Genomic DNA, 21223 nt, shown 5'->3' on the forward strand with positions numbered 1-21223 from the left:
TCGTCTTCACTCGGCCACCCGCGCGGCAAGGAGATATATTGCCAGAGTCGGAGGGCGTGTGAAGCGAGAATCGCTACTTCACATTTCCTCCATAACAGGAATTCTTAACCTCCTATATGAGAAGGAGCTTTGGGCGATCTCCCACCCTATATAGATGACGACCATTCGGTTCTATTACATGTATGCGGCGGTCATCTGTACGGGATATATACCCTGTTTCGATCGGGTATCCATCGTAAAAAGAAACGGGATGCCCCATGGGACATCCCGTAGAAACGCATTTAGGCCTCGAGAGCCTTCTTGGCGATGGTGGCGAGCTCGTTGAAGGACTCGATGTCCTCGTAGGCCATCTGAGCGAGGACCTTGCGGTCGAGCTCGATGCCGGCAAGCTTCAGGCCGTGCATGAACTGGGAGTAAGAGATGTCGTTCATGCGGGCGGCGGCGTTGATACGGGTGATCCAGAGGTTGCGGATCTCACGCTTCTTGTTGCGGCGATCGCGGTACTGGTACTGGAGGGAGTGCTGCACCTGCTCCTTGGCGTACTTATAGGAACGGGATGCCTGACCGTAATAACCCTTTGCGCGGTTAAGGACGGTACGACGCTTCTTCTTGGCGTTCACAGCGCGCTTGACACGTGCCATATCTAATCAACTCCTAAATGAGATAACAGCGGAAAGGATGGATTAACGGCCGGCGAGGCGGGCGTTGATGACCTTGGCGTCGGCGGCGGCGAGCTCGGTCTCCTGACGGAAGCCGCGCTTGCGCTTGGTGGACTTCTTGGTCAGGATGTGGCTCTTGTAGGCCTTGGCGCGCATGATCTTGCCCGTGCCGCTGCGGCGGAAACGCTTTTTGCTGCCGCTGTGGGTCTTCATCTTAGGCATGGAACTCTCCTTCTGATACCTGGTTGACTACTTATCGCTCGGCTCGGATTCGCCCTCGTTATCGAAGGCGCCCTTGATGGGGGCGAGCAGCATGAGCATGTTACGGCCTTCCAGCTTGGGCTGGGACTCGACCGTAGCGAACGGTTTGAGATCCTCGGCAAGACGCTCGAGCACGTTCAGACCCTGCTCCGGATGCGCCATCTCGCGGCCTCGGAACATGATGGTGATCTTGACGCGCGCGCCCTTCTTGAGGAAGCGCAGGACGTGACCCTTCTTGGTCTCGTAATCGCCCACGTCGATCTTGGGTCGGAACTTCATTTCCTTGACCTCGATCTTGGACTGGTTCTTACGAGCCTGCTTGGCCTTCATGGCCTGCTGGTACTTGAACTTGCCGTAATCCATGACCTTGCAAACCGGCGGATCCGCGTTGGGAGCGATCTCCACCAGGTCGAGGTTCTGGTCATCGGCGATGCGCTGCGCATCACGTGTGTCGAACAGACCGAGCTGCGATCCATCGACGCCGATGAGACGGACGCGCGGAGCGCGAATCTCATCGTTGATGCGGGTGTCATCAGACTTAGCTATCTCGATACCTCCTTCTTGCACTCGTACAAATAAACCCGGAACCATGTGGTATCCGGGTCGACAGCTTTTGCTCGATTCCACGCAAATTGTAGCGTGAGTGCAAGCGTTCGGTTGTGCGACCAGACAGCTACCCAATGGTGCCGAAAGGTGGGGACCCTCAGATCCCGCTTTCCTGCTGGAAAACCAGCGACTCAAGAATGATAGCACGGGAGTGTCTACTCCATGCTTTCCTCACGAGTAATGGATGTGGTGCCCGAGGTGAGATTCGAAGCGGCCGCCTTGCAGCGTCCACATCCGCTCAGGCCAAAGCCTTCGCGGCCTCGCTACAAACAGGCCACGGGCCTGTTTGCTCAACACTCGGACACTCGCGTGAGTTCGGCTCATTGCTGAACTGCGCTCTGCATCCACGTATCACGTGCCATGCATGGTGCCCGAGGTGAGATTCGAACTCACACGCTGTCGCCAGCGGAGGATTTTGAGTCCCCTGCGTCTGCCGTTCCGCCACTCGGGCACGTAATCACGCTCAGCTATGGTACCACAGCAATCACACCCACGTTGCGAGATTCCGACTAAAGCGCTTACGCAACTGGTCTGGCTACGAAAGGGGCGCCCGGCTTCTTCCCTAAGCAAACATCCCGCAGAGGAACCGCCAAGACGATTCCCCGAGGACGTTTGTGTGGAAAGAAGCCGGGCGCCCCAACTGGTCAGTGACCTAAAACGTTACGCCTTGTTGACGGAACCGAACTCCTCCATGAGCTCCTTGGTACGGGCCACGATGTTGTCGCGACCGGGCTTGAGGAGCTTGCGGGGGTCGAAGCCCTTGCCCTGCTGATCCTTGCCGGCCTCGATGTACTCGCGGACGCCCTTGGCGAAGACGAGCTGCAGGTCGGTGTTGACGTTGATCTTGGAGATGCCCAGGGAGATGGCCTTCTTGATCTGATCCTCGGGGATGCCGGTGCCACCGTGCAGAACGAGGGGCAGGTCGCCGGTCTCGGCCTTGATCTCGCCAAGACGCTCGAAGGAAAGGCCGGCCCAGTCGGCGGGGTACACGCCGTGAATGTTGCCGATGCCGCAGGCGAGGAAGTCAACGCCCAGGTCCGCAATCTGCTTGCACTCAGCGGGGTCAGCGAGCTCGCCGTTGGAGGTCACGCCGTCCTCGGTGCCGCCGATGCCGCCGACCTCGGCCTCGATGGACATGCCCTTGGAGTGGGCAAGCTCAACGAGCTCCTTGGTGCGGTCAAGGTTAAGCTGGAAGGTCTCCTCGTGAGAGCCGTCATACATGATGGACGTGAAGCCGGCCTCGATGCACTTGAAGCAGTCCTCGTAAGAACCGTGATCGAGGTGAAGGGCGACGGGAACGGTAACGCCCGTGGCCTCGACGGCAGCCTTGACCATGTCGGCGCAGACCTTGAAACCGCCCATCCACTTAGCGGCACCGGCGGTGCACTGAAGGATCAGCGGAGACTTGGCCTCCTCGGCGGCCTGGAGAATAGCCAGGGTCCACTCGAGGTTGTTGGTGTTGAACGCGCCGAGAGCGTAGTGACCGGCCTCGGCATCCTTGAGCATCTGAGCTGCATTGACGAGCATATTGGACCTCCCATTGTCCATACTCTGAACGGTAAACGTCTGCATTTTACCACGCGAACGGCTCATCTAAACGAGCATTGGGACGTTAGCCAGCTCGACACATCGAGCCGATGTTGAGCCCACGCGCTCACCGGTAATGGCGCAAGCCGCGGCGCATAAAGAGGTTCGTCTCGAGCTCGCGCGCAATGGTGGTCGTGTCGTTGTGGCCGATGAGACACAAAGTATCGGCGGGCAGGAACGTACCCATCTTGCCGAGCGAGTCTATCACCTGTTTCTCATTACCGCCTTCGAGATCGGTGCGGCCGTGCGCGCCAGGGAACAGCGTGTCACCCACAAACGCCACGTCACCCGTAGTCGCCGCGCAGAAAAGCACGATACCGCCGGGAGTGTGGCCCGGTGTGGCCATGACCTGCAGGACAACGTCACCGAACTCAAACGTGTCCCCCTCGTTAAGCAGACGGTCGGGAGTGGGCGGCATCTCGTGGTCGAACCCCCACATCTCGCGCATGCTCTCGATCGCCCCCGCCATGAAATCTTTGTCTGCCGCGGAGATCATGAACGGCGCATCCGGTCCGAGCGCGCGGCGCAGACCCGCCACGCCACCGATATGGTCAGCGTGGCCGTGCGTGCAGATGATGGCGCTCACGCGGGCGCCCGGGCAACGCCCGGCGAACGCCTCGGCGAGTCTCTCGCCCTCCCAAGCGGGGTCGATGATCACGGCCTCGTCCCCACTCACGGCGAAGTACGTGTTGGTCTGGATGGGCCCGTTCACCACGCAATGGATGGCGAGCGACCCCCTCTTCTCGAGATCGAGCTTCATATCTACAACTCCTTCGCGGCATGCGTAAAAACAATCGAGGCGAGACTTCGAGTCCCGCCTCGACATTCATTCGATTATCCTACGCCATCCTAAATCGAGCTGACACTCCGAGTGGGCGAAAACCAAATTCACACCCCTCGATACCCGCGAGGCGTATACCAGAAACCCACAAGAGAGATATAGCCCCTTATCCAAGCACTCACTGCCTCAATCCACATTCCGAGCTGAAAAAGCCATATCTCATCGCCCAGAGCATCGATTCTGAATGAAGCCCCCATGCATAGCAGTCCCGAAATGGCAAACACTCGGAAGAAGTATCTTCCATCACTCTTCAGCTTGTTTACGAAGCGGCCAGCATCCGCCTTGGCGTCTTCCTTGGCAAAGCGGGTGATTGGCAGGGCGCTCACTCCACCGCAAACCGCAAAGACGACAATTGAAGCCAGCATACGATCACCTTGCCACAACAAGTTCACGTAGATGAACCCGGCCCACAACGCGATTGAGCCGACAAGAGCAACGGCGATGACCCGTCTCATTGCAGCGCCCATTGGCTTCATCCGAAATCGCCTCCTCGTTTCGGGGCAAGTACCTTTTACCTAGTTACCCCGACAGGCGCCTCAACACTCCAGCTCTTAACCAGTTTTGTGCAAGCGGCGTCAGAATAGAGATAGAAGTCCTTGCGCGTGATCATCTCGGGAACATCGCAGTACCAATGCTTCATGATGATGTACATGTCGGCATGATGGGCGACATTACTCATGATCGTCCAATCTTCGAAAGACAAAGCAAGGCATTTTCGCGGGCATACCCGCCCCGACTCTAAGACGTTTGTTTCTCTCCCCGAGCATCTCAACTCCCCATGCTCCGTTTATTGAACCCATATACATCCTTGCACTCCAGAGGCGTTTCATTTGTCAACAATGGGGGTGCAATTCATATGAAATTAGGCTTCGCTATCTTCTGATACACTTTTTCGAATAATAAGCTGAATCGCTTGACGAATCGAGCTTTCAAATGAACGAGAAACTATCACTGAGCTTGTGGACCGCCGTTCTTATTTGCTTCCCCAGAGCTGCATATAATCCGACGCTCTCGATCTCATCCTCCAACACAGAAATCGTCCCTCTCTGCATCGCACTTGGCGCATTGCCCTTTTGCAGCAAGGCAATAAAGACCAATCTCAAATATCAGCCTCTCATAAGCCGCTTGGGCCACGCTTCTGCTTAAGTCTTCGTCATCGCCGAAAGCGCGTCCATCCTCTGCTCTGAAGCGTTTCTAGCATATGCAATCCCCTCTGAGGTCGAGAACCTGCTCAGTCTCTGCGTAGCATTTAGCTATTCCTCATCTTTGATATGCTGGGCAATCTTCCTGCAGGCACATTCTCATGAGACGGCTTCGGCAAGCGGGCCAAGATCATTCCTGCTCGCCTACGCTTTGTTCTTCCTCTACGACAAGGCGACTCTTTTTCTTCCTCAGAACAATCCGCTTTGGACGATTGTGCTGTCCTTCCTCTGTGGGCTCGCATTGTTCCTCAAGCTCAAACATAGCCTACACGAGGACAACCAATTGGTCTTTGAACCCTTGTGGCTCATGTCCGGAATGCTCGTTTATCGAGTATCGAGCTTCCTTGTAAACGGCATTGCGCTCACCTATGGTTTTTCCAGCGGCCTGTTCGACAATCAAGTAAATGTATGGTTTTGGGTCCTCCCTCCAGCATTCCTTTTGGGGCTCGCCTGCCATCAACGCATACAGCTGCGCAAGCGGCGTTGCAAGACGCATCCCACCGAACAGCGACCTCATCTCTCCGGCGACGCGGCGACATCGCTCTCGCCAGGGAGAACGAAGTTATCGCTCGCGACTTACTGGGTGAGAAAACGCACTCGACCAGCGACGCAATGGGAATTGCACCAGGAACGATATCCACCCTTCGCTCACGCGCTCGAAAAAAGCTCAATATATCTGCGCACACGGATCTTGAGAGGCTTGTCCGGGACGGGAAAATCCACCTCGACAACCCCGCAGACCCGCCGGCAAACAATCATCTTTCTTGGAAATGTCTGGCGATTAGCCTGCTAGCAGCCCTTATCGTCATCACATCCACTCTGTCGGACACCATAACCCTCCCAAATGGAGACCAGATATTTCAGGCAAGCTACTACTTCATCTGGGGCGCAGGGGTATTGCTGCAGGTTTACAGCCTCGCTTTCATGTCATCTCCGACCAAGTGCTTTCCTTCCCGTGCCCCAGCGAAGACGCCGACAGAAATCGCTATATCGCTCTACAGCCTCTCTGCCTTTGTTGTGATAGGGGCCCAACTGTACTTGGGTCTATTGACCGTCTGCTCACTTTTTATTTGTACGGCGCTTCTTTTCGGATTACTTCACATGTGCGGCAAAAACAAAGAGAGGGCGACGTCCCTCGTCGCGGTTCCCTATTACTCGGGCATAGGGCTAATCCTCTCTCCCATTGTCGGGACCTATTACGAACTCTGGGGGCTACCCTTAATTCTCAATTTCATCGTTTGTGGCATGGCCCTGCTCACCTTCTTCAGGCAATATGGGGCACTCCGGCTCGACAGGCAAACAGAGAAGGCACAGGAAGCAGACGGAATGCTACTGCTCAGCGAATACGGCATTACAGGCCTTCAAGCGAATATAGTTCTCGACTTGGCAAAAGGAATGAGCGTCAAAGAGATTTGCGAAACGCGAAGCACCACGACGAATACCGTCAAATCTTATAGGCGCCGCACGTTTAAAAAACTCGGTGTCCACAGCGTGGAAGAGTTGAGAGAATTAATAAATATCCCCACACATTAAATAGGACGATTTGCACCCCATTGCTTACACATCTGTTGTGGGACAAAAGGGCATAGTTGGAGCAATATCGGCTCTCTACATTTGGAGGGACAATGAGACACATTGTCGCAAATGCAGCAGCACTCATATTGATGGCAGCATCCGTCTTTGGGTTATGCCCGCAACAGGCGGCAGCACAAGCCAGCATTCCCATGACAGCCCATATCTACGAGACGCCAATGACGAAACGCCCGGACAATCTTGTCGAAACACTTAGAATCAATACGTCATTCGCACTCCTGACTTCCAAGAGCCTTACCGCCGAGCACTTCTCGGGTCAGAACATGGGAGTTGAACTCACAGCCTAATCTCCATCAAGTGGCACCTTCACCGTCAAGCTCTACCGCGGCACATCGTATATTGGATCGGCCACGTTGAAGCGAAACGGATATTCCCGAGCCGAATGGACAAACGTCGGCCCGGGAGTCTACCGCTTTGTTTTCTCCAAGACAAATGACGGTAAAGTCGTTACCTGCACGGGGGTTCGCACCTTCTCTTGGTAATCGAAGAGCGGTTAGCGCGACCTGCGCTTCATGGTCTTATTGCCCTCACCCGGCATGAGACGGCGGGCGTCGTAGACGCTCTCGACCGCGCCGATGGCGGCGAGCAGCGGGTCGAGGCGGCTCGCGTCGGAAATCTCGATGAGGAACCGCAGGGTCGCGATGCCCTCGCGACTGGTCGAGGTGGCGGCGGAGAGGATGTTGCCGCCCGCGTCGCCGATGGCGATGGTGACGTCCTTGAGCAGCCCCATGCGATCGATGCACTCGACCACGACCTCGACCTGGAACAAGGCATCGGCGCCCGTATCCCAGCTCACGCCGATCATGCGCTCGGGATGCTCCATAAGCCCCTTGACGTTGGGGCAGTTGGCTCGGTGCACCGACACGCCGCGGCCACGCGTGATGAAGCCCACGATATCGTCGCCCGCGACGGGGTTGCAGCAATGCGCTAGGCGAACGAGCATGCCGTCTCCGTCGGCGCCCTCCACGAGCACGCCGTTGCTGCCCTTCTTGGCACGCTTGGACTGACCACCGGTGCGCGGGGGCTGATGCACTACGCTGGCGATGGCCTCTGCCTTGGCCTCGGCGGGGTTTTGCGGCTGCGGGTCGAGGATTGCCTGGACTTTATTGCCCACGGCGCGCGGCTGCACCTTGCCGGCGCCCACCGCGGCGAACAGGTCCTCAAGCGCCTTGTAGTTCATGTCGCTCGCCACGGCGTTGAGCGCGCGCGTCGAACGCGGCGTGGAGATGCCGTATCCGCGTTTGCGAAGGTCGCGGGCGAGCATCTCGCGACCGGCCGTGGCGTCCTCGTCCTTGGTCGCCGAAGCGAAGTAACGGCGGATCTTGGACTTGGCGCTCGGCGTCTTGACGATGTTCAGCCAGTCGCGCGAGGGCTTGGCGTTTTTATTGGTGAGGATCTCGACGCGATCGCCCATGGCGAGCGTGTGCGTAAGCGGAGCCACGGCGCCGTTGACCTTGGCGCCCACGCAATGGTTACCGACCTCGGTATGTACCGAGTAGGCAAAGTCGAGCGGAGTGGATCCCATGCGCAAGTTCATGACCTCGCCCTTGGGGGTGAAGACGAAGATCTCTTGGTCGTAGAGGTCGACCTTGAGCGAGTGGAGAAACTCCTTGGGATCGTCAATCTCGTCGTTGGCCGCCCAGTCGAGGCTGCGCTTGAGGGCGTTGATCTGGTCGTCGAGGCGCTGGGCGCTCGTTGCCTTGACCGCACTCGAACCACCCGAGCGCTTATAGAGCCAGTGCGCGGCGATGCCGTATTCGGCTTGCTCGTGCATCTCGTACGTGCGGATCTGAATCTCAAGCGGGCGCGCCGTGGGACCGATGACCGTGGTGTGAAGGCTCTGGTAGTTATTCGCCTTGGGCATGTTGATATAGTCTTTAAAGCGCCCCGGCATGGGCGTCCACAGCGAGTGGACGGCGCCGAGGGCGGAATAGCAGTCCGCAATCGAGTTGGTGATGACGCGCAGGGCCACCAAATCGTAGATCTCGGAGAACTCCTTACCCTTGCGCTTCATCTTCTGATAGATCGACCAATAATGCTTAGAGCGACCGGCGATCTGATACCCGGTGAGACCCACACCCCTTAGTTCGTCATCGAGCGCCTTGATAGTCTCGGCCAAAAAGCGCTCGCGAACCTCGCGGCTCTCGCTCACCATGCGGGCGATGCGCTGATAGGCCTCGGGCTCCAGGTAGAAGAAGGAAAGGTCCTCGAGCTCCCATTTAATTGAGCTCATGCCCAAGCGGTCGGCGAGCGGGGCATACACGTCCATGGTCTCGCGCGCCTTGAACAGGCGGCGATCCTCGCGAAGCGCCGCCAAGGTGCGCATGTTGTGCAGGCGGTCGGCGAGTTTGACGATGACCACGCGGATATCGCGGCTCATGGCGAGGAACATCTTGCGCAAGTTGAGCGCCTGCTTCTCATCCATGGTGTCCACGTCGATGTTGGTGAGCTTGGTCACGCCGTCGACGAGCTCCGCGACCGTCTCGCCAAAATACGTGGTCACATCATCCAAAGACGTCGTCGTGTCCTCGACGGTGTCGTGCAGCAGTGCGGCGCACACCACGTCGCAATCCATCTTGAGTTCCGCCAGGATTATCGCGACCTCGACGGGATGATTGATGTACGCCTCGCCGCTGCGGCGCTTCTGTGCACAGTGCTTCTCGGCGGCAAAGCAGTACGCCCGCTCGACCAGGTCGCAATCCTCCTTGCCCATGTACCTGCCCACCAGGTTCGCGAGCTTGTCGAAATTGTCCGCCATGAACTCGGTGGGAAGGTCGTCGGCATGAGCGTAGTGCACCATTTCGGCGCTCGGGCGCAAGGGCTCGGAGCCCTGTTTCCATTCCGTGGCCTTGGGTTGCCGCGTTGCAATCGGCTGTTTATCCATCGATGGTACCTCCCTCGCTCACCTGCGGGGTTATTGGACGGTTCACGCGTGTCAGCATATCACGGGCGGAGGCGGTGAGAGCCCAGTCCCTAAATGCGGAGAATTCCATGCGGGCGTGGATGCCCTCGAGGTACCTAATCGAGCGATCGAGGTCCACGTGCCCGGGATTCTCGACCATCTCGACCTGACGGGAACGCTCGTCGCCGGCCACGCGGGCAAAGCCGAGCTCCTCGAAGATCGCAAGCCCATGCGGGACCGCGCGCTCATCCACCGGTGTACGCGCGTCGATGGCCAGACACATCTGGGCGATATCGAGGTCGCTGGCGCTCAGGGGCGCCCCGGACGCCTCACCGCGATGGCGACGCCACATGGTCTGGAGCGCACGGTACAGCGTAACGAGCTCCCCGCGTTCGGGGGCGGCGGCATCGAGCAGCCGCTCGTTGATGCGGGCGTCGCGACGCGAGTAAAGCAGATGGATGCGAGCCGGGGCACCATCGCGTCCAGCACGACCGCTCATCTGGTTGAATTCGGTAGAACCAAAGGGCATGTGGTACAGCACCACGTGGCGGATATCGGGCAGGTTCACGCCCTCGCCGAACGCAGATGTGGAGACGATGCAGGTGAGTGCACCGTCACGAAACGCCGATTCGACGACGGCGCGATCGGCCCGGCTGAGACCGGCGTTGTAAAAGGCGATGCGCTCCCCCAATTCCGGCACGCGTCGGCGCAGCGTACGGCAAAGCGCGACGGACTGGTCGCGCGAGTTGACGTACACCACGCATTTTTCCCCGGTGGCGACGATGGAGACCAGACGGTTCTCGCGACTGGAGAGATCACGCTCGTCATCGAGATCGAGGTTGTCGCGTATGGCGGCGTCAACGACGACGTTGTCGATGCGAGCAAGACGGCAAATCTCGGTCGCGACGTCCGTCGATGCCGTCGCGGTCGCGGCAAGGACACGGGGGGCGCCCAACTGGTCCAAAATCGCTGGAAAATCGAGGTATGCGGCGCGGTCCCCGCCCTTTGCTCCCGCCATGTGATGTGCCTCGTCCACGACGACGAACCCAACGCGGCGCGAGACGGCGAAACGGTCGCGATGAATGGAGAGGAACTCGGGCGTGGTGAGGACGATATCGATTTTGCCAGCGACAAGCTGGTTAAACAGGCGGTCGCGAACAGCCGATGGGGTCTCTCCCGTAAGCACGCCGACGCGCGCGCCGAGTTTGGCGAGCGTTGAGGTGAGGTGAAACGACTGGTCGGCCACGAGGGCGCGCAACGGGTAGACGAACACGCTCACCATGCCATTGGCGATTGCTTCGCGCATGGCATGCACATGGAAGATGAGCGATTTGCCCCGGCCCGTGCCCATGACGGCAAGGGTGTTGCGACCGCCCTTGAGGGCGTCGAGGGCCTCGAGCTGCGCGCGATGCGGAGTGGCGGAACCAATCATCGTATGGATGAGTGAGCGCGTGAGCTGGTCATACGGCAGTCGAGCCAGGGCGGCGCGACGGTCGGCGTCAACCGGTACGGGCACCTCGGCGGCGGGTGCCGCACATGGCGTGCCGTCGGTGAGGGGGTTTTGGGCCGTCGAAGCGTCGCACGAGAGGGGCGGAAGCTCGGGCAGCCCCACGCGCCCGCCGTCGGAGCACGACCGGCAGAGGATATCCTTGACCATGAGCTTGGGCTTGACGCGGCCCTGCCAGCACTCGGCGACCGCCTCGAAGACGAGATCGACCACCGTATCGCAGTTGACGAGCGCGTCGACTTGCGCGACGCGGAACATGATGGCCGGAACGCTCGCGGCGCCATCGGTCGCCACGAACCGCATATGGTCGCCCGTCTTGCCCACCACGGCACGATCGCACATGGTGACACCGCAAGCAGCGAGCAGGGGCACTTTGTTGCCTTGCCCGAATGGCTCGAGCATGCCGATCTGGCGAATGGTGTCGATATCAAGTTCCGAGAGGCGCACCGTCGCCGCCACCTCGCCGCGGTCTTCGAAATCTTCCCGCGGGAGTTCCGCGAGCACCGCATCGAGCCGTTCGCGCAGCGCATCGAGATTTTCCGCGACACACGTCACGCCCACCGCACCGGCATGACCGCCAAAACGAATGAGCAGGTCCGAGCACTTCTCGACCGCCTCGAAGAGGTTCACGTTACCCACGGAGCGACCGGAGCCGCGGGCAATGCCGTCTTCAATCGAGAACAGAAGGGCCGGTACGTGGTAGCGGTTGACCAGCCTGCTCGCCACAATGCCCTTCACGCCCTCATGCCACCCCTCGCCGCCCACGATGATGCAACGGCCGCCGTCATACGTCCTCTCGACGAGCTCCTCAGCCTGCTCGGTGAGCTCTGCCTCGATGGTGCGGCGTTCCTGGTTGATCTCCTCAAGGCGCGAGGCAAGCGACGCCGCTTCATCGGGGTCACGGGCCATAAGCAGGTCGAGCGCCAGGGTGGGGTCGGCCATGCGTCCGGCGGCGTTCAAGCGCGGAATGAGCGAGAACGAAAGCCCATCGGCGGTGATGGCAGAGAGGTCCGTTCTGGTCACCGCCGCGAGCGCGACGTAACCGGGCCTTGTCGTTGTGCGCATGTGGGCAATACCGTCTGCCACCAGCGCGCGGTTCTCGGGCGTAAGAAGCATCATGTCGCTCACCGTTCCGAGGGCGGCGACCTCGGTAAACGAACGCCATAGCTCGGGCATGCCCAGCCGCGATCCCAGGACCTGCACCAATTTGAGGGCAACGCCGACGCCGGCGAGCTCGCGGCTGGGGCCTCGCCCGTCAATCTTCGGGTCGGTGACGGGAATGCCCTGGGGCACAAGGTCGGCGGGCTCGTGATGATCGGTCACCACGATGTCGATGCCTCGCTCCGTGAGGTAGCCCACCTCATCACGAGCGGCAATGCCGTTGTCGACCGTGATGACGAGCGATGGCGAGCACGCCTCGATCACGCGGTCGAGGGCCTGACAGGTCAAGCCGTAGCCTTCGTCGAATCGATGAGGTATGAAGGGCTGGACACGCGCACCGAGCGCGCGCAAAGCCTCGGTGAGCAGGCAGGTGGACGTGATGCCGTCGACGTCGAAGTCGCCGAACACGGCGATGGGCTCGCTGCTCCGCACCGCCCGCTCCACACGATCCGCCACCTCGGCCATGCCGGGGATGATAAGGGGATCCGCCCAGTCCCTTTCCAGCGAGGGAGTGAGGAACAGGCGACCCTCCTCAACCGAGCGGATCCCATGGGCGACCATGATGCGCGCCACGAGCGGCGCCACGTCCAGCCCCGCGGCGAGCTCGCCCTCAAGCTTGGGATCGCTTGCCGCCACGCACCAGTGATGAGTCGTCTTAAGCGATGCCATGGCCATCCTCCTTTCCCAAAGAAAGGAGGGACGAATGGGTGGGGCCGCTTGCAGCGAATGCGCGGCCGATGCGGATCACGCTCGACATAAGATCAAATCCTTGATGATTGCCCGCTGCGGCGGGCGTGCGTTTTGAACGTCTCCCAGTATACACGCGTGACTCGACAAAACGTCTCCTTCCCGGCAGGCGGCGGAAATGCTCCCGTAAAGACAAGCGTCGACGCATATTCGACATGCGCATCGCCTTGGGTCGTAACAACCCTGTAACGCGTACGGACTATGCTTGGGTACCCATAGGAGGCGGCGAAAGGAGCAGCATGGGCGCATGGAGACGACTGGGGAAGGCGATTGGCGCGCGAATGCCCTTCATTGTCCCGCTCTGCGTCACCGCGGGCGTCCTGTTCCCCGGGGTGTTCGGCCCCATCGAGACGGTCGTCCCGTTCCTCTTCGCCTTCATGACCTTCCAGGGATCGCTCAACAACACCTTCCGCCAACTCGCCGAGACGGTGCGGCATCCCCTCCCCCTCTTGGTCATACTCGGCGTCACGCTTGTGTTCATGCCGGTTGTTGCATTCGGCATGGCGTCGATCCTATTCGCCGGGGACACGCAGATCATCACCGGAGTTCTGCTGGAATACAGCGTGCCCATCGGCATCGTCAGCTTCATGTGGGTCGGCATGTTCTCGGGCAACACGGCGCTTGGGCTCAGCGCCATCCTCGTCTCGACGGTGCTCTCGCCGTTCTCCATCCCGTTCACACTCAGCGTCCTCATGGGCGCGACCATCCAGATGGACACCATCGGCATGATGGTCAACATGGTGTTCATGATCGCGCTGCCGGCCCTTGCCGGCATGGCGGTGAACGACCTCTCGCGCGGCTGGGGGCACGAGAAGCTCTCCCCCGTCATCGACCCGCTGTGTAAGGTTCTGCTCGTCGTCATCATCACCGCGAACTCAACGGAGCTGAGCGAGTACGTCCTGAATATGACCTGGGAGCGGGCAGGGGTCGCCCTGTTTATCCTACTGTTCGCAAGCACAGGCTTTTTGTGGGGCATGATCGCCGCGCGCCTGCTGAATCAACCGTTTTCCACGCTCGTGACCATGGGGTTTGACTGCGGGCTCCGCAACATCTCATCGGGCGCGGTCATAGCGACGCAGTATTTCCCCGGCGAGGCGGTCTTCCCCGTCATGTGCGGGACCATCTTCCAGCAACTCCTCGCCGCGATCTTTGGGCGCATCATGACGCGTCTCACCGAACGCGAACGCGCCGCCGAGGTCAAGCTCGTGCGGCGCGGATGGGCGTCGGCGAAGGGGCATGGCCCGTCTAGCCGAGCTTGACGATCTTCGTACCGTGCAACTCGTCAACGCCAAGCGCCTCGGCGACGCGTGCGGCGTTCTGGTGGGTGATGCCGCCTCCTGGCAGGATGACCAGGCGTCCCGCTGCGCGCTCGATGCAGGCGCGGAGCTGATCGAAATTGTCCTCGATCGGGGCGCCCGCGGCGCCGCCGTGCGTGAGGATGTGGTCGACGCCGAGGCCGGCGAGGACGTCGATCGCCTCGAGCTGCTCGGCGGGCGCGAGCTCGTCAAACGCCATATGGAACGTGATGCCCAAGTCGCGGCCGCGCATCTCGCCCACGCCGCGCGCGACCTTGATGAGGCGCGTCGTGGCATCTGCGTCAAGCTCGAAGCCCTTGCCTTTGGAGCGACGCTTGAGGCACCCGATCACGATGCCGTCCACGCCGTTGGCGCCCGCATAGCGGATGTCAGTCTCCATGGCCTTCATCTCGGCCTTCGAATAGTCGAAATTGCCCTTGCGCGGCCGGATGATCACGCGCACCTCGGCATCTTCGTGGGCATGCACGATGCCCACCGCCTGCTCGATCACGCCCGCCGACGGCGTGGTGCCTCCTTGCGCCAGGTTGTCGCACAGCTCGATGCGGCCGGCGCCGGCACGCAGCGCGGCCTCGATGTTGGTGAAGTTCTCGGCGCAGTATTCGAACAGCATGGCGCTTTCCTCTCGAAATGTGTCTCGGTTCCAGCCGGTCGTCATCGGCCCCGGCATCGGCGCGTCCATCCTAGCGCATGGGCAGGGATACGATGAGCCTAAGGGTAGGAATGTCGAAAATCGGGACCCTCGCGGGCCGTTTTTTCGACATTCCCGCCCTCGACTCCGCCTTGCACACGCCTCGGGTTGGGACTAGGACTCGGGTTGGGCGACGAGCACCTTCTCGGGCGTGATGGGCAGGTCGCGCACGTACGCGCCGGTGGCATGGGCCACAGCGCTCGCGATGGCGGGCGCCGGCGTGTTGATGACGACCTCGCCGATGGACTTGGCGCCAAACGGGCCCGTCGGCTCGTAGCTCGGCTCGAACGCCACGCGGATCTGCGGGATGTCCAGGCGCGTGGGCAGGCGGTACGTCATGAACGAACGGCCGCGTGAACGGCCCGCCGCGCTGTAGGACACCTCCTCGGTGAGCGCCATGCCGATGCCCTGCGCAATGCCGCCCTCGGCTTGCACGCGCGCGAGGGCGCTGTTGACGATGGTGCCGCAGTCGACCACGCCGACGTAGTCCACGAGGCTGACCTTGCCGGTCGCCTTCTCGACCTCGACCTCGGCGATGCCCGCCATGAACGGCGGCGGCGACACCGGGGAGCTCGCCGCGGCGTGGGCGGTGAGGCAATCGCCCGCGCCGCCGCGCACGCATTCGTTGGCGAAGGCGCGCACATCGAGCACGCGGCCGGCCTCGAGCGCCCCCTCGACAGGCTCCCCGTCTTCACCGGCCTCGTAGACGTGCTCGCCGTCGAAGGCGACCCGCTCGGGCTCGAGGCCCCACCAGGAGGCGGCCTGGGCGCAGATCTTCTCCCTCAGCTGGGCGGCCGCGCGCTTGGCGGCCATGCCCGAGATGTAGGTGCCCGAGGACGCATAGGCGCCCGTGTCGAACGGGGAGACATCCGTGTCGACGCCGCGCACCACGATGGCATCGGGGTCGAACCCGAGTTCCTCGGCGGCGATCTGGGCGAGGATGGTGTCGCACCCGGTACCCACGTCGGTGGCGCCGATCTGCATGGCGATGAAGCCCGACTCCTCGAGGCGCAGGTCGACCGAGCCGATGTCGATGTTCGAGATACCCGACCCCTGCATGGTCACCGCGACGCCGAGGCCGCGGACCCGATCGCCGAGGTCGTGCACAAGCCCCTTCTCGTCCCAGCCGATCATCTCGCGCGCCGTCAGCAGGCAGTCGTCGAGTTTGCAGCTGTTGAGCGGCTCGTTGTGGTACTGGGGCATGATCTCGCCCGCCTGCACGAGGTTTTGGCGGCGCAGCTCGATCGGGTCGATGCCCAGCTCGTCGGCGAGCTCGTTGACCGCCGATTCGACGGCGAAGCAGCCCTGCGTGGCACCATACCCGCGATAGGCCCCGCCGCGCATCGTGTTCGTGTACACGACATCGTAGGTGAAGCGACTCGCGAGTACATGATTGTAGATGGGCAGCGACTTGGCGCCCGAGAGCCCCACCGTGGTGGAACCGTGCTCGCCGTACGCGCCGGCGTTGGAGAGGGTATGCAGGTCGATCGCGGTGATGGTGCCATCCTTCTTGGCGCCCACGCGCACGTGGAGCACCATCTGATGACGCGAGTTCGAAGCGGCCAGCGTCTCCTCGCGCGTGTAGACGACCTTGGCGGGGCGGCCGGTGCGCTGCGCCACGAACGCGGCGAAGACCTCGCAGCATCCCGTCTGCTTGGCGCCGAAGCCACCGCCGACGCGTGGCTTGACGATGCGCACCTGCGACTGCGGAATCTCGAGTGCTCCGGCGACCTGGCGGCGGATATGGAACGGCACCTGCGTGGAACTCGTCACCGAAATGCGACCGAACGCGTCGATGGCCGCGAATGCGCAGAAGGGCTCCATCATCGCCTGGGCGGCGGCCTGCGTCTCGTACGTGCGATCGACCACGACGTCGGCTTCGGCAAAGGCGGCATCGAGGTCGCCCACCGTGTTCTCGCCATGGGCCATGAGGTTCCTCGCGCGGTCGCCGCCGAGGTCGTAGTTGAGATGGTAATCGGACTCGTCGTGGATGACGGCGCCGTGAGCGGCGGCATCCTGCGCGTCGCGCGGGTCGAGGACGGCGGGCAGCACCTCGTAATCGACCTTGATGAGACGCAGGGCGCGCTCGGCGGCCTCTGCGGTCTCCGCGGCGACGATGGCCACCTCGTCGCCCACGTAGCGCACCTTGTCCTCGAGGATCAGGCCGTCATAGGGGCTCGGCTCGGGATACGACTGGCCGGCGAGCGTGAAGCGCGTGCGCGGCACATCCTCGTACGTGTACACGCCGATGACCCCGGGGGCCTTCGTCGCGCGGGAGGTATCGATGCGGCGGATACGCGCATGGGCGTGGGGGCTGCGGAGGAACTTGACCGTCAGGGCATCCGCGGGGGCGAGGTCATCCGTGTAGGCGGGCTTGCCGGCGAGCAGGGCCGCCGCGTCCTTCTTGACCGTGGGGTGCGCAATGCGCTCAAAGCCGCCCGCGATCCGCGCGTCGGATTCGTCGCAGGTCGGACGTTGCTCGATGACAGGCAGTTTGAAGCCAACGGCGACGCCCTCCTCCCTCAGATAGCGCACAATGCCGCGCAGCTGGCTCTCGTAGCCGGTGCAACGGCAGAGGTTACCCGAGAGGTTGCGGGAGAGGTCCTCGCGCGTGGCGACGAGCGAGGGGTCGTCGGCGGCGGCGCGGGCGAGCGCGAGCACGTTCATGATGAGGCCCGGGGAACAGAAGCCGCACTGCTCGGCGCCCTCCTCGGCCATGCAGCGCGCCAAACCGGCGGACTCCGCCTGCAGCCCCTCGAGCGTGGTGACCGCACGGCCCTCCACGCGCGCCATGGGGACGGCACACGAGAGGACGGGGCGCTCGTCGAGCCACACCGTGCACAAGCCGCAGCTCGTGGTCTCGCAGCCGCACTTGACGGACTTGCATCCGTGCGAGCGCAGGAAGTCAAACAGGGTCATGTCCGGGGCGACGTCCTCAACGATGCGCCGTCCGTTCAGGGTGAGTTTCATCGAGCGGCCTCCTTGGCAGCGGAATCAATCGGGGCTGTTGGGACGCAAGAGCCCGACGGGGACGCGGCAGCATCGCCCTCGAATGCACGCGCCTCCAGCTCGAAACGCTCCTCGAGAGAAGGCGGCACCTCGATACCGGCCGCTTCGCAGATCGCGCGGACGGCGAGCACGCCCGCAAGGTGGCGACGGTAGGCGGCACCGGCAAGGTAATTCGTGCCGTAATCGAGTGAGCGAACGGCCTCGAGGGCGCAGGAGAGCTCCTCGCGAGAAGGCTTGGGCGTGCCGCAGCCGAGCTCCTCACCCGCGAGCAGGCGCGCACGCAGCGGTCGGGCGCCCACCGACACGTGCCATGCATCGCCCCACCAGGCGGCGCACACGTTCACCACGGGGAAATCAGTCGCCTGACGACGAAGACAGCCGTAGGCGGCCTTGTACGGACGACGATGGACCACGAGGTGCTCGAGCACGTCGCGCTCATAGGGACTCGCGGCAAAGGTGGACAGGTCGATGCGGCCGGCGCCGGTGAACTTGACCCCGGCGTCGAGGGCCATGAGCGCCGTGAGGACATCAGAAAAGCCGAATCTGCCGTACAAGCTGCCGCCCACGGTTGCGAGGTTGCGGAATTGGACGCCCACGATGTCGTGCACCGCGTGCTCGAACACGCCGCAAGTCGCGCTGTTGAACGCCGCATCGTGCTCGAGGTCCGCCAGCGGAGTCATGGCGCCGACGACGAAGGCATCGTCGCTCTCCTCGATATAATCCAGACCACAAGCGGACAGATCGATGGCGCACGCGATGGCTCGGCGCCCTTGACGCAGCCACAGGCCGCCCCCTAGCACACGGGCGCCGCGGTTGGCGAGCAGCATCTCATGCGCCTCGGCGGTCGTCGCCGGAACGAGGCGCTTGGCGAACTTCAGCATATCCTCCCCTTTTCACGTTTGAAGGCAACCTCGTCATTTTACCTTGACGGCACCAGTGGAGGATATGAGCCACCGGAAGATGTGAACGAGGCTCCGAAGCTCCGGCCAAGCCCCGGTCTACATCGAGCGGCGCACGTCCACCACTTGGGCGGCGATGGAGACGGCGATTTCCTCCGGTGTCTCGCAGGCGATCGGAACACCCACCGGCATGTGGATCGAATCGATCGCGTCGGCAGGAAACCCGGCTTCCCGCAGACGCGCCCGAGTATGCGCCGCCTTCTTCTTGCTGCCCAAACACCCCACGTAACGAGGACGGGCGGACAAGACCTGCGCCAAGACGTCGAAATCCGATGCGTGGCCCGCCGTGCAGACCACCACGAAGTCCCGCGCATCAATCGAGACGCTCACAGAGAGGTCCCCGTAATCGACGCGGAGGCGCTCCACGGTGCGGGGCAGATGGGCGAGCCCGAGGACTTCGGCGCGATCATCGCATACCACGACCTCGAATCCCGCGAACGCCAAGACCTCGGCGAGGGAACGACCCACATGTCCGCACCCGAAAACGTACGCACGACCCTCGTGGAAGATCGGCTCGCGATACCACGTGCCGACAACGCCCGGTCGGGCGCCCCCATCGCCAGAGCACTCGATGCGCATGTGCGGAGCGCCTTCTATCGTGCGGGAGGCGTCCGGGCCGTGCTCCCCCGGCCAGAGGGACCCGCCGAATGCCGTGAGGTCAATGGCAAGCACGCCTTCGGAACGCGCGCCGAACATGGCGGTCATCTTCTCCAACATGAGACGATGCTCCCCGCCCATGCGCATGAAAAGCAGCTCAACGGCACCGCCGCACACCATGCCGGTGTCGCTTTGCGCCCCGCCGATGGTATAGCGCACGAGCCTCGACCCACCCGACGCCAGCAGCAACCGAGCGTCCTCGATGGCCCGGGCCTCCAACGCTCCCCCGCCGACCGTGCCCTCGATGCGGCCGTCGTCGAACACCGCCATCCAGGCACCCGGCTCGCGCGGGGCGGAGCCTGCCGTCTCGACCACGATGACGAGCACCGCAGGCACATCCCGGTCGAGCGCGCCGATCAAGCTGTCGATAGTTTCGATCTTGCGCATGGGGACTTCCTTTCTCGAATGGTCTCTTGCGCATGCGCGAGCGGCTCGATACGGGCCCTCTTCCGCCGAGCGAGCGTCTGCGTGTTGTCAGGCGTGCCCTAATGCACGCGGACGCGGGACGATCCCGGCTCGTGCTCCACTACATGCCCCACCAGACGCGCCGCGGGGACGACCGGGTCGAGATCTGCGAGCAACGCGGACGCGTCGGCAGGATCGACCGAGATCATGAGGCCACCGGAAGTCTGCGGGTCGAAGAGCACGTCTGCCATGTCGAGCGGAATACCCGAGAGGTCCGCCGCGTCCTCCGCGTACCGGCGGTTGCGATAGGCGCCGGCCGGTACGATGCCCATAGCCGCCAGGTCGCGCGCCCCATCGAGTAGCTCGAAGGCAGCGGCCTCGAGTTCGATTGCCGCATCCGCCCCTTGCGCCATCTCGAGCATATGCCCCATAACGGCGAAACCCGTCACATCCGTGCACGCGTGGACGCGATAACGAACCATCGCGTCACGCGCGGGGCGGTTGAGCGTCATCATAAGGGATTCGACCTCGTCCGCGGCGGCCCTCCCCACCAAACCCGCCTTGGCGGCGGTCGTCACGATGCCGATGCCGAGCGGTTTGGTGTAGATGAGCGCGTCGCCCACATGCGCGCCGGCGTTGGTGAGGATGCACCGCGGATGCACGAGACCGGTCACCGCCATACCGTACTTGGGCTCGCGATCGTAGATGCTGTGTCCTCCGCACACAATGGCACCGGCCTCGGCGACCTTAGTGGCGCCGCCGCGCAGAATCTCGCGCACCGTGCCCGGATCAAGGTCCTCGGGGATCATCATGATGTTGAGTGCCGTCTTGGGCTCCCCTCCCATGGCGTAGATGTCGGACAGCGCGTTCGTGGCGGCGATCGCGCCGAACACGAAGGGGTCATCGGCGATGGGCGGGAAAAAATCGAGGGTCTGGACCAGGGCGACGTCATGGCTCACGCGGTAGACCGCGGCGTCGTCGGCGCGGTCGAAGCCCACGAGCAGGTTGGGGTCGCGCGGCTGCTCGAACCCCTCGAAGAGCTTTGCGAGCTCGCCCGCGCCCACCTTGGCACCGCACCCGGCGCATGCGGCGAGCTTAGTCAATTTCACGTCTTCGGACATTG

The 21223-nt window shown here is 62.3% G+C and carries 17 protein-coding genes and 1 tRNA gene; 3 read left to right on the forward strand and 15 right to left on the reverse strand.

Going from position 1 to position 21223, the window contains the following annotated elements:
• Window positions 1-281 precede the first annotated feature (281 nt).
• The 8 genes from rplT to ACT8II_RS06605 all read right to left on the reverse strand — a co-directional run bounded on the left by rplT (window position 282) and on the right by ACT8II_RS06605 (window position 4633).
• Entirely contained in the window at window positions 282-641 is a 360-nt protein-coding gene (gene rplT, locus ACT8II_RS06570; protein WP_443813428.1) for a 50S ribosomal protein L20, read from the reverse strand.
• Between the two features lie 42 nt (window positions 642-683).
• Window positions 684-881 carry a 50S ribosomal protein L35 gene (gene rpmI, locus ACT8II_RS06575; RefSeq protein ID WP_006720997.1) on the reverse strand — a complete coding sequence of 66 codons (198 nt, stop codon included), beginning with the start codon at window positions 879-881 and terminating at the stop codon, window positions 684-686.
• A 27-nt stretch (window positions 882-908) separates the two neighbouring features.
• A complete protein-coding gene (infC, locus tag ACT8II_RS06580) occupies window positions 909-1511 on the reverse strand; it encodes a translation initiation factor IF-3 (RefSeq protein ID WP_118654132.1) in 603 nt (200 codons plus the stop codon).
• Between the two features lie 380 nt (window positions 1512-1891).
• Window positions 1892-1977: transfer RNA gene (locus ACT8II_RS06585), tRNA-Leu, on the reverse strand.
• 209 nt (window positions 1978-2186) lie between these two features.
• Window positions 2187-3053, reverse strand: coding sequence for a class II fructose-1,6-bisphosphate aldolase (fba, locus tag ACT8II_RS06590; protein ID WP_040361002.1), 867 nt, complete (start codon window positions 3051-3053; stop codon window positions 2187-2189).
• A 127-nt stretch (window positions 3054-3180) separates the two neighbouring features.
• The gene (locus ACT8II_RS06595) at window positions 3181-3873 is read right to left on the reverse strand and encodes an MBL fold metallo-hydrolase (protein WP_443813431.1); all 693 of its coding nucleotides are present in this window, start codon (window positions 3871-3873) and stop codon (window positions 3181-3183) included.
• A 128-nt stretch (window positions 3874-4001) separates the two neighbouring features.
• On the reverse strand, window positions 4002-4430 hold the full coding sequence (locus tag ACT8II_RS06600; protein WP_118654129.1) for a hypothetical protein: 429 nt from the start codon (window positions 4428-4430) through the stop codon (window positions 4002-4004).
• Between the two features lie 35 nt (window positions 4431-4465).
• Window positions 4466-4633, reverse strand: coding sequence for a hypothetical protein (locus ACT8II_RS06605; protein WP_158574846.1), 168 nt, complete (start codon window positions 4631-4633; stop codon window positions 4466-4468).
• 1135 nt (window positions 4634-5768) lie between these two features.
• Between ACT8II_RS06605 and ACT8II_RS06610 the strand changes: the two genes are divergently transcribed.
• Window positions 5769-6689, forward strand: a complete 921-nt coding sequence (locus tag ACT8II_RS06610; RefSeq protein WP_158574845.1) for a helix-turn-helix transcriptional regulator — start codon at window positions 5769-5771, stop codon at window positions 6687-6689.
• 92 nt (window positions 6690-6781) lie between these two features.
• Window positions 6782-7036 carry a hypothetical protein gene (locus tag ACT8II_RS06615; RefSeq protein WP_118654127.1) on the forward strand — a complete coding sequence of 85 codons (255 nt, stop codon included), beginning with the start codon at window positions 6782-6784 and terminating at the stop codon, window positions 7034-7036.
• A 206-nt stretch (window positions 7037-7242) separates the two neighbouring features.
• Here the strand turns inward: ACT8II_RS06615 and ACT8II_RS06620 are convergent, their stop codons facing one another.
• Window positions 7243-9549 (reverse strand): RelA/SpoT family protein, encoded by a 2307-nt coding sequence (locus ACT8II_RS06620; protein WP_443813440.1) that lies wholly within the window; start codon window positions 9547-9549, stop codon window positions 7243-7245.
• Window positions 9550-9625: 76 nt separating this feature from the next.
• Window positions 9626-12988, reverse strand: coding sequence for a single-stranded-DNA-specific exonuclease RecJ (gene recJ / locus ACT8II_RS06625; RefSeq protein WP_294157993.1), 3363 nt, complete (start codon window positions 12986-12988; stop codon window positions 9626-9628).
• A gap of 317 nt (window positions 12989-13305) precedes the next feature.
• Between recJ and ACT8II_RS06630 the strand changes: the two genes are divergently transcribed.
• A complete protein-coding gene (locus ACT8II_RS06630; protein ID WP_118654125.1) occupies window positions 13306-14325 on the forward strand; it encodes a bile acid:sodium symporter family protein in 1020 nt (339 codons plus the stop codon).
• Here ACT8II_RS06630 and ACT8II_RS06635 read toward each other — a convergent pair.
• The 5 genes from ACT8II_RS06635 to selD all read right to left on the reverse strand — a co-directional run bounded on the left by ACT8II_RS06635 (window position 14312) and on the right by selD (window position 21221).
• Window positions 14312-14992 carry a copper homeostasis protein CutC gene (locus tag ACT8II_RS06635; RefSeq protein ID WP_294122289.1) on the reverse strand — a complete coding sequence of 227 codons (681 nt, stop codon included), beginning with the start codon at window positions 14990-14992 and terminating at the stop codon, window positions 14312-14314. The two genes, ACT8II_RS06630 and ACT8II_RS06635, sit on opposite strands and share 14 nt — an antisense overlap.
• Before the next feature lie 192 nt (window positions 14993-15184).
• On the reverse strand, window positions 15185-18040 hold the full coding sequence (locus tag ACT8II_RS06640; protein WP_302741495.1) for a molybdopterin-dependent oxidoreductase: 2856 nt from the start codon (window positions 18038-18040) through the stop codon (window positions 15185-15187).
• Window positions 18037-18960 carry an FAD binding domain-containing protein gene (locus ACT8II_RS06645; RefSeq protein WP_294122294.1) on the reverse strand — a complete coding sequence of 308 codons (924 nt, stop codon included), beginning with the start codon at window positions 18958-18960 and terminating at the stop codon, window positions 18037-18039. Before ACT8II_RS06645 ends, ACT8II_RS06640 begins: the two co-directional genes overlap by 4 nt.
• Window positions 18961-19077: 117 nt before the next feature.
• Window positions 19078-20082, reverse strand: a complete 1005-nt coding sequence (locus ACT8II_RS06650; protein ID WP_294122297.1) for an XdhC family protein — start codon at window positions 20080-20082, stop codon at window positions 19078-19080.
• Window positions 20083-20180: 98 nt separating this feature from the next.
• Complete coding sequence (gene selD, locus ACT8II_RS06655; RefSeq protein ID WP_443813432.1) at window positions 20181-21221, reverse strand: selenide, water dikinase SelD; 1041 nt, start codon at window positions 21219-21221, stop codon at window positions 20181-20183.
• Window positions 21222-21223 lie beyond the last annotated feature (2 nt).

Source organism: Collinsella sp. (assembly GCF_052346665.1).
GTDB lineage: Bacteria > Actinomycetota > Coriobacteriia > Coriobacteriales > Coriobacteriaceae > Collinsella.

What these genes read in the sequence shown, in the direction of transcription:
- rplT (WP_443813428.1), bottom strand. Translation starts at nt 641, where the DNA reads ATGGCACGTGTCAAGCGCGCTGTGAACGCCAAGAAGAAGCGTCGTACC.
- rpmI (WP_006720997.1), bottom strand. Translation starts at nt 881, where the DNA reads ATGCCTAAGATGAAGACCCACAGCGGCAGCAAAAAGCGTTTCCGCCGC.
- infC (WP_118654132.1), bottom strand. Translation starts at nt 1,511, where the DNA reads ATGGTTCCGGGTTTATTTGTACGAGTGCAAGAAGGAGGTATCGAGATA.
- fba (WP_040361002.1), bottom strand. Translation starts at nt 3,053, where the DNA reads ATGCTCGTCAATGCAGCTCAGATGCTCAAGGATGCCGAGGCCGGTCAC.
- ACT8II_RS06595 (WP_443813431.1), bottom strand. Translation starts at nt 3,873, where the DNA reads ATGAAGCTCGATCTCGAGAAGAGGGGGTCGCTCGCCATCCATTGCGTG.
- ACT8II_RS06600 (WP_118654129.1), bottom strand. Translation starts at nt 4,430, where the DNA reads ATGAAGCCAATGGGCGCTGCAATGAGACGGGTCATCGCCGTTGCTCTT.
- ACT8II_RS06605 (WP_158574846.1), bottom strand. Translation starts at nt 4,633, where the DNA reads ATGAGTAATGTCGCCCATCATGCCGACATGTACATCATCATGAAGCAT.
- ACT8II_RS06610 (WP_158574845.1), top strand. Translation starts at nt 5,769, where the DNA reads ATGGGAATTGCACCAGGAACGATATCCACCCTTCGCTCACGCGCTCGA.
- ACT8II_RS06615 (WP_118654127.1), top strand. Translation starts at nt 6,782, where the DNA reads ATGAGACACATTGTCGCAAATGCAGCAGCACTCATATTGATGGCAGCA.
- ACT8II_RS06620 (WP_443813440.1), bottom strand. Translation starts at nt 9,549, where the DNA reads ATGGTGCACTACGCTCATGCCGACGACCTTCCCACCGAGTTCATGGCG.
- recJ (WP_294157993.1), bottom strand. Translation starts at nt 12,988, where the DNA reads ATGGCATCGCTTAAGACGACTCATCACTGGTGCGTGGCGGCAAGCGAT.
- ACT8II_RS06630 (WP_118654125.1), top strand. Translation starts at nt 13,306, where the DNA reads ATGGGCGCATGGAGACGACTGGGGAAGGCGATTGGCGCGCGAATGCCC.
- ACT8II_RS06635 (WP_294122289.1), bottom strand. Translation starts at nt 14,992, where the DNA reads ATGCTGTTCGAATACTGCGCCGAGAACTTCACCAACATCGAGGCCGCG.
- ACT8II_RS06640 (WP_302741495.1), bottom strand. Translation starts at nt 18,040, where the DNA reads ATGAAACTCACCCTGAACGGACGGCGCATCGTTGAGGACGTCGCCCCG.
- ACT8II_RS06645 (WP_294122294.1), bottom strand. Translation starts at nt 18,960, where the DNA reads ATGCTGAAGTTCGCCAAGCGCCTCGTTCCGGCGACGACCGCCGAGGCG.
- ACT8II_RS06650 (WP_294122297.1), bottom strand. Translation starts at nt 20,082, where the DNA reads ATGCGCAAGATCGAAACTATCGACAGCTTGATCGGCGCGCTCGACCGG.
- selD (WP_443813432.1), bottom strand. Translation starts at nt 21,221, where the DNA reads ATGTCCGAAGACGTGAAATTGACTAAGCTCGCCGCATGCGCCGGGTGC.